Genomic DNA, 13130 nt, shown 5'->3' with positions numbered 1-13130 from the left:
CGGTTTCGGATTGTTCCCGCACGCCAGTGCATGGCCCCGCGCGCCAGGAGTCAGCGAGCCGCCCTGTTGCGATACTCGCCCGGCCTCACCCCCGTCCAGCGGCGGAAGGCCCTCTGGAACGCGCTGGCATCGGAAAAGCCGACCAGGAAGGCAACGTCCAGCACACTCAAACGTGCGTCCATGATGAAATTCAGGGCCAGGGTACGGCGAGTGTCGTCAACGAGCGACTGGTAACTAAGACCGGATTCGCGCAGACGCCGCTGCAACTGGCGCCCGGACAGCCCCAGCTGACCCGCCAGCGCCGCCAGGCTCAGCTCCCCGCCCTTGAGCCGTTCCGTGATCAGGGTCCGCGCCTCCGAGACGACATCATCAACCGATTCAATCTCACGCACCTGTTTTTCCGCGTAGGCGTCCATCATCGACACGATCCAGGGATCGTGGAGGGGCAACCGGATGTCCAGGTATTGTTGGGGAAAACGCACTTCGACCTGGGGTTGGCCGAAATACACCGGACACTGGAAGAGACGCTCGTGCGTGGCTGTATCCGCCGGCCCGGGGTGGCGGAACATGATGCACTCCGGCGCCAGGTCACGGCCCGTAATCCAGCGCGTGAACGCTACCCAGCTGGCCACGATCGCCTCGGCGAAATGACGGCACACCTGGCGTTCGCCCACATCCCAGACCAGCCTGGCCGGATCCTCGTTGGTCAGGTAGCGGGTCCTGGCGATGGTGCTCACCAGGTTCTCGTAACGCATGTGCCGGAGCGCCCCCTGTTCGAGGGTGGCACAGTTCATGATGGAATAGCCCAGCGCACCGTACTGGCCGGGCTTGATCCGTTCACCCACATGGAGGCCAATGTCCGGGTCCGCCAGAATGACCTCGCCATGCTCAAGCATGGCCTCGTAGGTTGTTACGGCCAGCCGGTGGTTGGGATCGTCCAGGATCCGCGGATCAAGACTGAACGTGGCCAGAAGACGCCTGGCATCCTGGCCGCACGCCTCAAAATAGTTGGTCAAACCGTGCAGGTAGGCGGTGCTGATGGTGAAGCCGGCGCTCGCCATGGCAAAAGCTCCTGCTGTATCCGTACTTGTCAGCTTCCGAGAGATGGATCCTCGAGGGAATGTCGCCAGAACCAGCAAGAGCTGGTCCGATTATTCGATTAAAGTCAACTGGTTGCGCCCGCCTTCCTTGGATGCATAGAGCAGCTCGTCCGCGCGCTTGATCATATCGTTAAAGGTATCGCCATAATCGTCGGTGGCGCCGATGCTCACCGTAATGCCCAGGCTGTAATCGGTCAGTTCGACCCCCTTGCTGGCCATCTCTTCCCGGAAGGCATCCAGTTCACCGCGGACAGCATCCAGGGATCGCTCGGCGAACACCACGCCAAACTCCTCCCCGCCAAGCCGTGCCACAAAGCTACCGCTGAAATAGGCTTGCATCCGATCGGCGACTAGCGCGATCACCCGGTCTCCCACCTCATGGCCATAGGAGTCGTTAATGGACTTGAAATGATCGATATCCACCACCGCCACCGTAAACGGATTCAGATGCCGTCGGGCCTCGAGATACTGTTCCCCGCAAACCTCGAAAAGGTGGCGGCGATTGTAGAGCCCCGTCAGGTGATCCCGGATCGCGAGTTCATGTAGCCGCAATCGCGTCTCAAGCACCTCAATATTCTGCATGATCCGGCAGTGGAACTCCTCCTGTGAGAAAGGCTTGATCAGGAAATCATTGGCCCCGTTCTTGATAAAGCGAGCAGAGAGGCTGGCGTGACCGTGGCCGGACAGGCCAATGATCACCAGATCATCGTACTGGTACTTGTGGCGCAGGAGGCGGATCAGCTCAACCCCATCCATCTCCGGCATGTGGTAGTCAACGATCAACAACTTAATGGCCGGGTCGTGCTGGATGCATTGCAGCGCCTCGCGGCCATCAGCCGCCGTGTAAACCTGATACAAGTGATTGCACAGCAGGTTCCTGATATAGTTGCGCGAGGTCTCTGAGTCGTCGGCCACCAAAACCTTGATTCGCTGGTTACGCTCCAGGCGCTGAATCAGTCGCGCTACGTACCGGTAGGAATGGCGGCCTTCCTTTACCACATAATCCACAATGGGTTTGTTCAGAATATCCTCGCGCCGCCCCTCATCAAAGGTGGCTGTCAGCACAATCGCTGGTACGCCTGCCTTAATCACCGCATCCAGCACTTCCCCATGGGGCGCGTCCGGCAGATGCAGATCCACTATCGCGACGAAATAGTCCTCCGACCGCTGATCAAGCCTCTGCTGAGTCTCGGCGAACGTTCCAACGCTGTCACAGGGCAGGTTCAGCTCCTGTTTCATGAGGTGGCGCAGCACCTTGGTAATCATGGAGCTGTCTTCAATGAGAAGGATGGTGCCGCTGTTTGCCATAGCGCCGGACCTGGGAGTTTCGGCAACCAGTCACCCCCAGGGTTTGGGGATTTGGGTCGCAATGTCGCTTTAAGGATGGCAAGCCGCATGGAGCCAGCAATTGTTCACCCCTACCGTGCATTGCCGCCCGAGTAACCATCAGTTTAGCCGATCAGACAAATTACTCCAGCGGCATCACCAGCCGCAGCAACACGCAGTGAAACGCCCCGCCCCCTAAAGTGGGGCACGAGAGACAAATTGAATCGGCTTAGAACCGGTGTTTCTGGAAGGGCACAAACTAGACGGTTGCAAAGGCGGATTTCGCCGCTGTGATGGCGTTCATCGACGCAGGAATGCCCGCGTAGACCGCCACCTGCAGCACAATCTCTACAAGCTCCTCACGGGTAACGCCGACATTCAACGCGGCCCGCATGTGAAATTCGAGCTGGCCAGGGGCCGTCCCCATGGCAGCCAGCATGGCGACGGTGAGCATCTCGCGGGTCGTCAGCGATAGCCCATCACGAGCCACCACATCCGTAAACGAAAATCCCAACAGTATCTCGGTCGCCTCATCATGAAACCCATCAAGGTTGCCTGCAACGCGTTCAGGTGCGCCGGGCTCAAGCCTTTCGAGCAGGGCCAGGGCCTGGGCGCGCCGGTCAGAGGGTGTGGCACTCATACGGTCACTCCTTTCATGCCTTTGGAGGTACAGCGTTCGCCTGTTCGCTTTTCCATGTCTGTCTCCTTGATGATCAGGAATACAGCGTGAAAGAATCGACAAATGAAAAAAACGAACGAATCCGGGAAAAGGATTTCCGTTATCGGAAATGGGACGCCTCGCGGCTTGGTCTGGGATGACACCCGGGCATTTCTGGCTGTAGCACGCTGCGGGACGCTGAGTGCTGCTGCGCAGGAGCTCAACCTGGGGCTTGCGACCCTTTCCCGGCGTATTGAGCGGCTCGAAGCTGCCCTGAATCTCCCTCTATTCGTGCGTCAGCAATCGGGCTACCAGCTAACCGAGGATGGCACCGACCTGGTGGAGAAAGCCGAGGCCCTGGAAGAGGCAGCACAGGCCTTCATCTCGGGCGCGGATACACAGGCGCAGGTGAGTGGCCAGGTGCGACTGGCCACAGCCGAGAACCTCGCTACCGACTTGATACTGCCAGCACTCCCGGCGTTTCGTGCCCAATACCCCGAACTGTCGGTTGAATTGGTGACCGACATCGCGACCACTAGCCTGCATCGCCGGGATGCCGATCTTGCGTTGCGGATGGTCCGGCCCGAGAGAGGGAATGTCACGCTGCGCCGTCTCGGCACTCTGGGGTACGGCCTCTATTGCAGCGCGGACTATGCCTCTCGGCGCGCGCCTGGTGCCAACCAGATCGACTTTGAGACGGATGCCTTCATCACCTGGGACGAGCTGCAGTCGCACCTGCCTGTCGCTCAATGGATGAAACGGGTCCTGCGTGGACGCAACCCTGCGCTCACCACCACCTCACTTGCCACACAGGTGGCGGCAGCCCAGGCAGGACTCGGGCTTGCGGTGCTCCCCCACTTCATTGCCCGTGAAAGGGGGCTGGTCTGCGTAGACTCGACCATTGGGGTTGATCAACCGATCTACCTGGTCATGCAAACAGACCTTGCAAGATCACGACGCATGAGGGTGCTGGCCGACTTCCTCACGGACCTGGTGAGCCAACATCACGAACGGCTGAGCGGATAAGGAGTATCCCCTTACAGCTCTAGACGTCATTCAGCACAACCACATAGACAGTGTAGGCAACGGTTGTCGCGAGCGGCAGCAAATGCAGCCAGTAGGCTCTTGCGCTCGCACCCATGGAATAGAAGATGATCAGCACGAACCCGGTCAACGCAGGTATGGCGGGAACCCCCTTCAGAGAGAAGTCCAGGATCGCGTTATGGATCGGCGCTTTGCCGTCTGCCAGCCCCAGGGAGGTGGCGGAGAAGATAACGAAGAGCAATGCCCAAAAGGCATGCAGTCCCTGTAGAACAGCGCCTGCGAGCGTCCAGCCCAGAGACATGGTTCAGAAACCTCCCTATTACAGGTTTGCATTCCCTGGCATAACGCGCCTATGGCTTCCCGCCCCAGGCCAACGAGCTGGGCCTGATCCATAAACAAGGGTAAAGGCACGATGATGCGATTGCTGAATGGTGCCAGTCCCTCCTGGCCGTACCACCACTGAAGCAGGTGGCGCACCCCCTCCGCGTCCATGCAAGCAGCATCCGTGCAAGGGGGTGATCATCCGTTGATGTTAGTGGTAACAATACCGCCCTTGAGTCCTTCCTGCTATAGGACATTTGCCAGGCAGCGTGTAGGAAAAAACGCACATAATGAAGGGCGCGAATTGCCGGTGAAGACGCCCAACCTGCCAACGTTGCCCCCTCATGCTGCTGGACTTGGCTACTCTAAAACGGTACAAGTTCGTCAGGAAGGACAGAAACGGAAGAGGCAACCATGTCGGAAGTCAGGGATATGCGGTTGATGATCGAGGCCGGCCAGCCGGTGATCGTCATCGAGTCACGCGACGAAGCGCGAGTGGTCAAACTGATTGGCGAACTGGCGCTCAAGAAGCGCTCGGGCGCCATGCAGTGGACCTGCACCGATGGTCTTAGGCGGCTCGGTTATGGGCTGGAGCCGAGCAGTGACGAGGACGAGGATTACACCGATCCGGAAGACGCACTCGACTACATCAAGAAGGATACGGGCGGGCACTGCATCTACGTCCTGTGTGACATCGCGCCCTACTTCGAACGCTCGCCCAAGCCGGAGCGCCAGATCAAGGACGTTGCCCTGGCCTACGAACGGCTCGGGCATACGCTGGTGCTGTTGGGCCACTCGGTCAGTATCCCGGCGTCGATCCAGCACCTGTGCACGAAGCTGGCGATGCGCATGCCCACCGAACGGGAACTGCTCACCATTATCCGCGAGGAAGCCCGCCAATGGCAGCTCAACCACGGTGCGGACAAGGTCCGTACGGAGCGCCGCGCCCTGGAGCAGCTGATCCAGAACCTGAAGGGGCTGAGCTTCAGTGAAGCCCGCCGGCTGGCGCGTGGGGCCATTGTGAATGACGGTGCCATTACCACGGACGACGTCCCTGAAGTAAGCAAGGCAAAATTCGAGCTGATGGGCATGGATGCGGTGCTCAGCTACGAATACGACACGGCCCAGTTCGCCGAGGTGGGCGGCCTCTCGGAGCTCAAGACCTGGATCCAGCGCCGCCGCAACGCGTTCAGCCAGAATGACGATGCACAGGCACTGGAGCCGCCCAAAGGCGTGATGCTGCTTGGCGTTCAGGGCAGCGGCAAGAGCCTCGCGGCCAAGGCAACCGCGGGACTGTTGGGGGCACCATTGCTGCGGCTGGATTTCGGGGCACTGTTCAACAAGTTCGTGGGTGAGTCTGAAAAGAACATGCGGGAGGCGCTGCAGCTGGCGGAGACGATGGCGCCCTGCGTGCTGTGGATGGACGAGATCGAAAAGGGCATGGGCCAGGAGGATCAGGATAACGGCACCTCCAAGCGCCTTCTGGGTACCCTTCTGACGTGGATGGCGGAAAACGAGGAGGCTGTCTTCGTGGTGGCCACGTCCAACGATGTCAGCCAACTGCCACCGGAGCTGTTGCGCAAGGGGCGGCTGGACGAGATCTTCTTCGTGGACCTGCCGGATGACACCGTCCGCAAGGATATCGTCAGCATCCACCTGAACAAGCGGGACCTGGATCCCGGCAAGTTCGACCTCCCACGGCTTGCCAGTATGAGCGACGGCTTTTCGGGCGCCGAGATCGAACAGGCGGTGGTGGCCGCCCTCTACCACGCCCACGCGGAGGATCGGCCGATGACCACGGACCTGATCGCCCATGAACTGTCCAATACACAGCCGCTGTCGGTCGTGAAAGAGGAATCCATCGAAGCGCTGCGGGCGTGGGCGGGGGATCGGGCTGTCTGGGCGGACTAGGACTGACCCGGGCTATAGGATGTATCGACCCTGGAACCAACTCCCAGGCGCAGTGAACTGGACGCGTGCTTTTTTGCCCGCTAAGCTGGCTGGCTTCAGCATCACGCCCCTATTGCGATCAACCAGTTGTAGCCATGCGGCCAATGGAAGCAACCACAAGGAAGTTGGACAGCCGGAGCCACATTGCGACGCCCGAAGGGGTGGCGATCGCTCTGGCACCGGCTGGTCCTGGGGTGCGCGCGGTCGCCTATCTCATCGACCTGCTGATCCGCTCCATCATCTACGTCGCTCTGGGCTTTATCCTGACGTTTGCCGGTCTTTTCGGCAACGGCCTGCTCCTTCTTGCCTATTTCGTGCTGGAATGGCTCTACCCGGTAGTGTTCGAACTCTGGCGCAACGGGACCACTCCTGGTAAGCGCCAGATGAAACTCCGGGTTCTGCATGATGACGGCACCGCCGTCACACTGGGCGGCTCCATGCTACGCAACCTGCTCCGGACGGTGGACATCCTGCCTATTGGTTATGTGGTGGGACTGGTCTCCATGATGGTGAACGGTCAATTCAAGCGCCTGGGCGACCTGGTGGCGGGCACCCTCGTCATCCACGAGCCAGCAGCGGAGGCGCTCGTTCTGGCGGAAACCAAAGGGGTACGCCCGCCCCCCATTGCGTTGAACCGGGACGAGCAGCGAGCCATTATCGATTTCTCCGCGCGCGCGCCGCGCCTCTCTGCAGATCGGCAACGCGAACTGGCCAATATCCTGTCACCGGTATTGGAAGCCCGGGATGACGAGGCCGTGACCCGCCTCCACCAGATTGCCAGCGGCCTGTCGGGGCGTTCGTCATGAAGCAGGAGATTTTCGAGCAGCGCCACCAGCAAGAATGGGAACGCTTTGAGCAGGACCTGACGGAACTGGAAAAATCCAGGCATCCGGATGCCGACGCTCTGGACAGCTTCCCTGCCCGTTACCGCCAGATGTGCCAACTGCTGGCGATCGCCCAGGAACGCGGCTACCGCACCGACCTGGTGGAGCGCCTCAACGCCCTGGTGTTGCGTGGCCACCATCAGCTGTACCGCTTCAATACCCGCTTCTGGCAACACCTGGTGACCTTCATCCTGGTGGGGTTTCCAGTCCTGGTGCGCCAGGAATGGAAAATGGTGGCCGTCGCATCGGCCGTGTTCGTGCTGCCAGGGCTGCTGTTCTACCTGGCCGTGCTGATTGAGCCCAGCCTCATCTACGGCCTGCTGGATGCGACCCAGGTTACGAAGATGGAAGACATGTACAACCCCGCCTCCGAGCGTTTCGGCAGCGACCGGGCTTCTGACTCCGACGTGATGATGTTTGGCTACTACATCTACAACAACATCTCGGTGGCATTCCGTTGCTTTGCCAGCGGGCTGGTCTTCATGCTTGGCAGCGTTTTCATGCTGCTGTTCAACGGCTTGTTGTTGGGCGGGGTGGCGGCACACCTGCAGAACCTGGGCTACACCAGTACGTTCTTCCCCTTCGTGATCGGCCACGGCGCCTTCGAGCTGACCGCCATTGCCCTGGCTGGGGCAGCCGGCCTCAAGCTGGGCTACAGCCTGCTGGTTCCCGGCTCGCAAAGCCGTCTTTCAGCACTGAAGGACGCCGGGCAGACGGCGATCCGGCTGGTGTACGGGGTCATCCTGATGCTGATCATCGCTGCCTTCGTGGAAGCCTTCTGGTCGTCCAACCACGCCGTGACGGATGCCGTGAAGTACGGTGTGGGAACGGCCTGCTGGTTGTTCGTACTGCTTTACCTGACCCGGGCGGGCCGCAGCCATGAAGCTTGAAGCCCTTCGCATTGATGCCCGCCCCATCCGTGCATGGCAGGCGATGGACCTGGGACTGCGCCTGGGCGCCGTCCATTGGGGGCGGCTGTGCCTTCTGTGGCTGCTGATCATGATGCCCTGGGTGCTGCTGGTCGCCTGCCTGCCCATCGGCTGGGCCTGGAAGTCGCTCCTGGTCTGGTGGATGAAACCCATGCCCGAGCAGGCTTTACTGTTCGTACTGAGCCGGGCGGTTTTCGGCGAAATGCCCTCCATCCGGGAGTCCCTGGCATCCTTCCCACGCCTGGCCCGGCCCCAGTTCCTGCAGGCACTCACATGGCGGCGCTTCAGCCCCACCCGGTCAATGGATATGCCGGTGCAACAGCTGGAGGGCCTTTCCGGCAGCCGCCGCCAGAGCCGGCTGGCTGTATTGCATGGGGAACAGGGCACCGCCGCCGGATGGCTGACCATTATTGGCATCCATGTGGAGAGCTTTCTCAGCACCAGCCTGATGATCCTGATGGTATGGCTCATTCCCCCGCAACTGCTGGGCCTGGATGCGTTGATGGGGCTCTGGTCCGTGCAACCGCTCTGGTTTTGCCTGAGTGTGCCGGCCATGGCGGCAGTGGCCCCCTTCTATGTGGCCGGTGGATTTATGCTCTATCTCAACCGGCGCATCCAGCTGGAAGGCTGGGACATTGAGCTGGTCTTCCGGCGCCTGGCCGAGCGCCGCTCACCAAGAGCGGGCGCCGGCTTGGCAGCAGTGGTCCTGCTTCTGGGAACCCTGGGCACGGGCTTGCCCCAGACCAGCTGGGCAGCCCAGGAACGCACCCCGGAAGCCGCCCGGGAAACAGTCCAGACCATCATTGACAGCGACGAGGTTACCGACCAGGAAACCATCTGGCTCCCCGAATTTCTGCTGGAGCCAGACGAGCCCGAGCCCGCTGAGCCGCCCAGCTTTGACTTTGAACTGCTGGCCCTGATTCTGGAGCTGCTTGGCTGGGGTCTGCTGATTGGGCTGGTTGTCTGGCTGGTATTCCGCTATGCCCACCTGATTCCGGCGCTCAAGGGCCTCCCGCTGCCCGAGCGCAGGCGCAGGACAAAAGACGACGCCTCGCCAGAAACCCTGTTCGGGCTGGATGTGCGCGAGGCCTCCCTGCCAGAGGATGTCGTTAGCGAGGTGCGCCGTCTCTGGCATGCCGGCCAGACACGCGCAGCCCTGGCCCTACTTTATCGTGGCACCCTGAGCCGACTCCTGTCTCTGTACGCGGTGGAATTCAAACGGGGCGATACCGAAGGGGACTGCCAACGCCGGGTGACCTACCTGCAACAGCAGGACCTGGACCAGTATTTCCGCAGCCTGACCACCGTCTGGCTGCAGCTGGCGTATGCCCACCGGCCGCCCCACCCGGAGCAGGTGGAGCAACTCTGTGAGCAGTGGCCAGCCCTGTTTGAAGCACGGCAGGAGCATGCCAATGAATAGGCAGGCATGGCTTTTGACCGTGATCACCATGGTGGTCCTGATCCTTCTCGGCGGCTGGCTGTGGACGCTGGAATGGAAAGAGCAGGTCATCGACGGCCGCTTCACTGACAAAGCCAACCAGGACCCCTTCCTGGTTGCGAACCGCTTCCTGCAGCAATGGGGCGTCACCTTTGAGAAGGAACGCGGTTTCAGCCGCCTGGATGGCGACAACAACGAACGCCCCATGCCCGGAGCCGATGAGACCCTGCTCCTGCTCAACGCCTACGGCCAGCTGTCCGAGCACCGGAGCGATAACCTCCTGGAGTGGGTTGAGCGCGGAGGCCATTTGATCGTCACAGCGGAAAACCCCTTCGTGGGGCTCAGCAGTACCATCCAGACCCCGTTATTCGACCATTTCGGGCTCCGTGTAAAAGAGGCGGAGTCGGGATCGGGCCCCGGCACCAAGGCCGGCCAGGCCTGCGATGACCTCCAAGCGCCCATCACGTTCAGCATGGCGGACGACGAAACCGAACTGCAGATGGCCATGACCGGCGATCGCATCCTGCAGGTTCCAGAAGATCACACGAGCCGCAAGGTAGCCGATGATTCGGGCCCCCGCCTGGTACAGCTGGATGCCGGCAAGGGCCAGGTCACCTTCGTCGCCAGCGCGGCGATCTGGCGCAACGCCTATGTGGGCTGCCATGATCATGCCTACCTGCTGTGGCGGCTCGTGCCGGAGCAGTCAAAGCTGCGCATTCTCCACAACCTGGAAGGGCCTTCACTGTGGGATGCAGTCCAAAACCGGGCCAGCCTGGCGGCCCTCGCTTTTGCAATCGGCATCCTGTTGCTGCTCTGGCACCACGGCGTGCGCTTCGGGCCGGTTCGGGAGTCCGTCAGCCAGCGCCCACGCAGCCTTTTGGAGCATGTGGACGCCGCCGCCCACTTCGCCTGGCGCCACCGCCGCCAGGAGCGGCTCCTGCGGTCCGTACAGCAGGAGGTTGAAGGCCTGGCCGCCCAGACGATCCCCGGTTTCCGGGCCCTGGGGCCGGAAGCACGCCACCAGGCCCTGGCCCATCACGCCGGGCTGGACGAGACCTCGGTAACACGGGCTATGGGCGGCAACCCGACGGATGAACACGCCTTCCTGGCGGCGATGCAAACCCTGAAATCCTTGAGAGAGAGCCTATGAACGAGTCGAACCCAACCGCAATGGAGACCCAGGAGGCCGTGGCGCTGCTGGGACGGGTGCGGGACCAATTGAAGCAGGTATTGGTGGGCCAGGAAACGGTGGTCGACCAGGTGCTCACGGCGTTACTGGCCGGCGGCCACGTTCTGATTGAAGGCGTCCCCGGGCTGGGCAAGACGCTGCTGGTTCAGGCCCTGGCCAAGACATTCAGCGGAGACTTCGCGCGCATCCAGTTCACCCCGGACCTGATGCCCACGGACGTTACAGGCCACACCCTTTACAACATGAACGAAAGCCGGTTCGAGGTACGCAAGGGGCCGGTCTTCACCAACCTCCTTCTCGCGGACGAGATCAACCGCGCGCCCGCCAAGACCCAGGCGGCGCTGCTGGAGGTGATGCAGGAGCAACAGGTCACCATCGAAAGCGATCCCTTCCGGGTGGCCGACCCCTTCATGGTACTGGCCACCCAGAACCCCATCGAACAGGAAGGCACCTATCCGCTTCCGGAAGCGGAACTGGACCGCTTCATGTTCAAGGTGTTCATCGACTACCCGGGCGAACAGGAAGAGGTGCAACTGGTCCAGGAGGTCACGGCCAGCGCCGGTCAGCACCAGTACCTGGAACAGGTTGAGCAGCTGATGCAGCCGGACCAGATCCAGCAGTTGCGAGCGCTTACCCGCTCCGTTCAGATCGACCCGGCCGTTATGGCCTATCTGGTGCGGCTGGTACGCGCCACTCGTGACTGGCGCGGTGTCAACCGGGGTGCCGGGCCCCGTGGCGGCATCTGGCTGGCCTACGCGGCCCGGGCCTACGCGCTGATGGCCGGGCGTGACTTCGTGATCCCGGACGACGTCAAAGCGGTTGCGCGGCCAGTACTGCGCCACCGCCTCCTGCTCAGTGCCGACATGGAGATCGAGGGCGTCCAGCCCGACCAGGTACTGCAGGAGATCCTGGACGAGACCGCCGCGCCGCGCCAATGACACTCAAACGCCTGCGCCCGTCAAAGCAACTGCTCTACGCCTTCCTCGGCTTTTTCATCGCGGGGGCGGTGCTGACGATGCTGTCCTACCTGGCGCCTTCCGCCCATGCCGTGGTGCAGCACCCGACATTAGCGGTGCTGGGGGCGTTCGGTGTGGTGGCTTTATCGGACGCCTGGCTTTCCCGCCACGCCCCCGCGATCGAGATCCAGCGCCAGATCCCCGCCAGCATGGCGCTGGACCGCTGGACCCCGGTCCGCCTGACGGTCCGCCATGACATGCGGCGTGCGCAGACCATCACCCTCCATGACCATGTTCCCGGCAGTTTTGCCCTTCGCGAGCTGCCCCTGGAGGTGGAACTGGTACCGGGACGACTGAGCCAGGTGCGCTATACCGTCCGCCCTACCCGGCGCGGCGAGATGACACTGGCGGGCACCGAACTGCGCTGCCGGTCCTGGCTGGGGCTATGGGATCGCCAGTACCTTATGGGAGAACGGGAGCAGGTCAGAGTGTTCCCCAATTTCGCGGCAATTGCCGGCTACAACCTGCTGGGCGCGGAAAACCGTGCCATTGAACTGGGCATCCGCCGCCGCCAGCGCCGGGGCGAAGGCACCGAGTTCCACCAGCTGCGCGACTACCGCGAGGGCGACACACTGCGCCAGATCGACTGGAAGGCAAGCGCCCGGCGGCGGGAACTGATCGCCCGGGAATACCAGCAGGAGAAAGACCAGAACCTTGTCCTGCTTCTGGACACCGGTCGGCGCCTGCAATCCCAGGAAGGCGAGCTGAGCCACTTCGACCACGCCCTCAACTCCGGGCTGATGCTGGCGTATGTAGCCCTCCGCCAGGGGGATGCCGTGGGCATGATGAGCTTCGGTGCCGCCCAGCGCTGGGTGGCACCGGTCAAGGGTACCGCCAGCGTACCGGCCCTGCTGCACCAGTTCTACGATCTTTATGCCGGGCCGCACGCCTCCGACTACCTGCGCGCCGCGGAATCACTGGTTCGCTTCCAGCCCAAGCGCTCCCTGGTGGTGCTGGTCACCAACCTGCGGGACGACGACACCAGTGACGTGCTCCAGGCCATCCGCCTTCTGCGCAAGCGCCACCTGGTCCTGATCGCCTCACTGCGGGAACCGGCCCTGGACGCCGTACTGGAGGAACCGATCAACGAAATGGAGAATGCCCTGCGTTATGCCGGCACCGTGGAATACCTGGGCCAGCGGCGCCAGACCCACGAGCGCCTGAGTGCTGAAGGGGCCTTCCTGCTGGACACTGCCCCCCAGGCATTGACCACACAGGTCATTAACCGGTACCTCGAAATCAAGGAAGCGGGACTGCTCTAGTCCCACGCCTCGG

Annotated in this window: 12 protein-coding genes; 8 read left to right on the top strand and 4 right to left on the bottom strand. The window is 61.9% G+C overall.

The window, feature by feature from the left end:
* Positions 1–50: 50 nt before the first annotated feature.
* The 3 genes from AC1RQI_RS13850 to AC1RQI_RS13840 form a co-directional block, all read right to left on the bottom strand.
* Positions 51–1061, bottom strand: a complete 1011-nt coding sequence (locus AC1RQI_RS13850) for an AraC family transcriptional regulator (RefSeq protein ID WP_481905245.1) — start codon at positions 1059–1061, stop codon at positions 51–53.
* Positions 1062–1151: 90 nt separating this feature from the next.
* A complete protein-coding gene (locus AC1RQI_RS13845) occupies positions 1152–2408 on the bottom strand; it encodes a diguanylate cyclase (protein ID WP_481905244.1) in 1257 nt (418 codons plus the stop codon).
* Positions 2409–2685: 277 nt separating this feature from the next.
* Positions 2686–3066 carry a carboxymuconolactone decarboxylase family protein gene (locus AC1RQI_RS13840; protein ID WP_481905243.1) on the bottom strand — a complete coding sequence of 127 codons (381 nt, stop codon included), beginning with the start codon at positions 3064–3066 and terminating at the stop codon, positions 2686–2688.
* 165 nt (positions 3067–3231) lie between these two features.
* Between AC1RQI_RS13840 and AC1RQI_RS13835 the strand changes: the two genes are divergently transcribed.
* On the top strand, positions 3232–4110 hold the full coding sequence (locus tag AC1RQI_RS13835) for a LysR family transcriptional regulator (protein ID WP_481905242.1): 879 nt from the start codon (positions 3232–3234) through the stop codon (positions 4108–4110).
* 19 nt (positions 4111–4129) lie between these two features.
* Here AC1RQI_RS13835 and AC1RQI_RS13830 read toward each other — a convergent pair whose 3' ends face one another.
* Entirely contained in the window at positions 4130–4429 is a 300-nt protein-coding gene (locus tag AC1RQI_RS13830) for a hypothetical protein (RefSeq protein ID WP_481905241.1), read from the bottom strand.
* Between the two features lie 434 nt (positions 4430–4863).
* On the opposite strand from AC1RQI_RS13830, the gene AC1RQI_RS13825 reads away from it, so the two are divergent.
* The 7 genes from AC1RQI_RS13825 to AC1RQI_RS13795 all read left to right on the top strand — a co-directional run bounded on the left by AC1RQI_RS13825 (position 4864) and on the right by AC1RQI_RS13795 (position 13117).
* Positions 4864–6360 carry an AAA family ATPase gene (locus AC1RQI_RS13825; protein ID WP_481905240.1) on the top strand — a complete coding sequence of 499 codons (1497 nt, stop codon included), beginning with the start codon at positions 4864–4866 and terminating at the stop codon, positions 6358–6360.
* A 143-nt stretch (positions 6361–6503) separates the two neighbouring features.
* On the top strand, positions 6504–7205 hold the full coding sequence (locus AC1RQI_RS13820; RefSeq protein ID WP_481905239.1) for an RDD family protein: 702 nt from the start codon (positions 6504–6506) through the stop codon (positions 7203–7205).
* Positions 7202–8173, top strand: a complete 972-nt coding sequence (locus tag AC1RQI_RS13815; RefSeq protein ID WP_481905238.1) for a stage II sporulation protein M — start codon at positions 7202–7204, stop codon at positions 8171–8173. The genes AC1RQI_RS13820 and AC1RQI_RS13815 overlap by 4 nt, the downstream gene beginning before the upstream one ends.
* The gene (locus AC1RQI_RS13810) at positions 8163–9632 is read left to right on the top strand and encodes a DUF4129 domain-containing protein (RefSeq protein ID WP_481905237.1); all 1470 of its coding nucleotides are present in this window, start codon (positions 8163–8165) and stop codon (positions 9630–9632) included. The genes AC1RQI_RS13815 and AC1RQI_RS13810 overlap by 11 nt, the downstream gene beginning before the upstream one ends.
* Positions 9625–10800, top strand: a complete 1176-nt coding sequence (locus AC1RQI_RS13805) for a DUF4350 domain-containing protein (protein WP_481905236.1) — start codon at positions 9625–9627, stop codon at positions 10798–10800. Before AC1RQI_RS13810 ends, AC1RQI_RS13805 begins: the two co-directional genes overlap by 8 nt.
* Positions 10797–11777: an AAA family ATPase gene (locus AC1RQI_RS13800; protein WP_481905235.1), complete on the top strand. Its 981-nt coding sequence runs from the start codon at positions 10797–10799 to the stop codon at positions 11775–11777. The genes AC1RQI_RS13805 and AC1RQI_RS13800 overlap by 4 nt, the downstream gene beginning before the upstream one ends.
* Complete coding sequence (locus tag AC1RQI_RS13795) at positions 11774–13117, top strand: DUF58 domain-containing protein (protein WP_481905234.1); 1344 nt, start codon at positions 11774–11776, stop codon at positions 13115–13117. Before AC1RQI_RS13800 ends, AC1RQI_RS13795 begins: the two co-directional genes overlap by 4 nt.
* Positions 13118–13130: the final 13 nt, after the last annotated feature.

It is taken from the genome of Salicola sp. AFF1 (genome assembly GCF_056783195.1).
This window is presented reverse-complemented; position numbering and strand designations above follow the sequence as displayed.

Coding starts and splice junctions, on each gene's coding strand:
- AC1RQI_RS13805 (WP_481905236.1), top strand. CDS start 9,625: ATGAATAGGCAGGCATGGCTTTTGACCGTGATCACCATGGTGGTCCTG.
- AC1RQI_RS13845 (WP_481905244.1), bottom strand. CDS start 2,408: ATGGCAAACAGCGGCACCATCCTTCTCATTGAAGACAGCTCCATGATT.
- AC1RQI_RS13795 (WP_481905234.1), top strand. CDS start 11,774: ATGACACTCAAACGCCTGCGCCCGTCAAAGCAACTGCTCTACGCCTTC.
- AC1RQI_RS13800 (WP_481905235.1), top strand. CDS start 10,797: ATGAACGAGTCGAACCCAACCGCAATGGAGACCCAGGAGGCCGTGGCG.
- AC1RQI_RS13825 (WP_481905240.1), top strand. CDS start 4,864: ATGTCGGAAGTCAGGGATATGCGGTTGATGATCGAGGCCGGCCAGCCG.
- AC1RQI_RS13810 (WP_481905237.1), top strand. CDS start 8,163: ATGAAGCTTGAAGCCCTTCGCATTGATGCCCGCCCCATCCGTGCATGG.
- AC1RQI_RS13830 (WP_481905241.1), bottom strand. CDS start 4,429: ATGTCTCTGGGCTGGACGCTCGCAGGCGCTGTTCTACAGGGACTGCAT.
- AC1RQI_RS13815 (WP_481905238.1), top strand. CDS start 7,202: ATGAAGCAGGAGATTTTCGAGCAGCGCCACCAGCAAGAATGGGAACGC.
- AC1RQI_RS13850 (WP_481905245.1), bottom strand. CDS start 1,061: ATGGCGAGCGCCGGCTTCACCATCAGCACCGCCTACCTGCACGGTTTG.
- AC1RQI_RS13840 (WP_481905243.1), bottom strand. CDS start 3,066: ATGAGTGCCACACCCTCTGACCGGCGCGCCCAGGCCCTGGCCCTGCTC.
- AC1RQI_RS13820 (WP_481905239.1), top strand. CDS start 6,504: ATGGAAGCAACCACAAGGAAGTTGGACAGCCGGAGCCACATTGCGACG.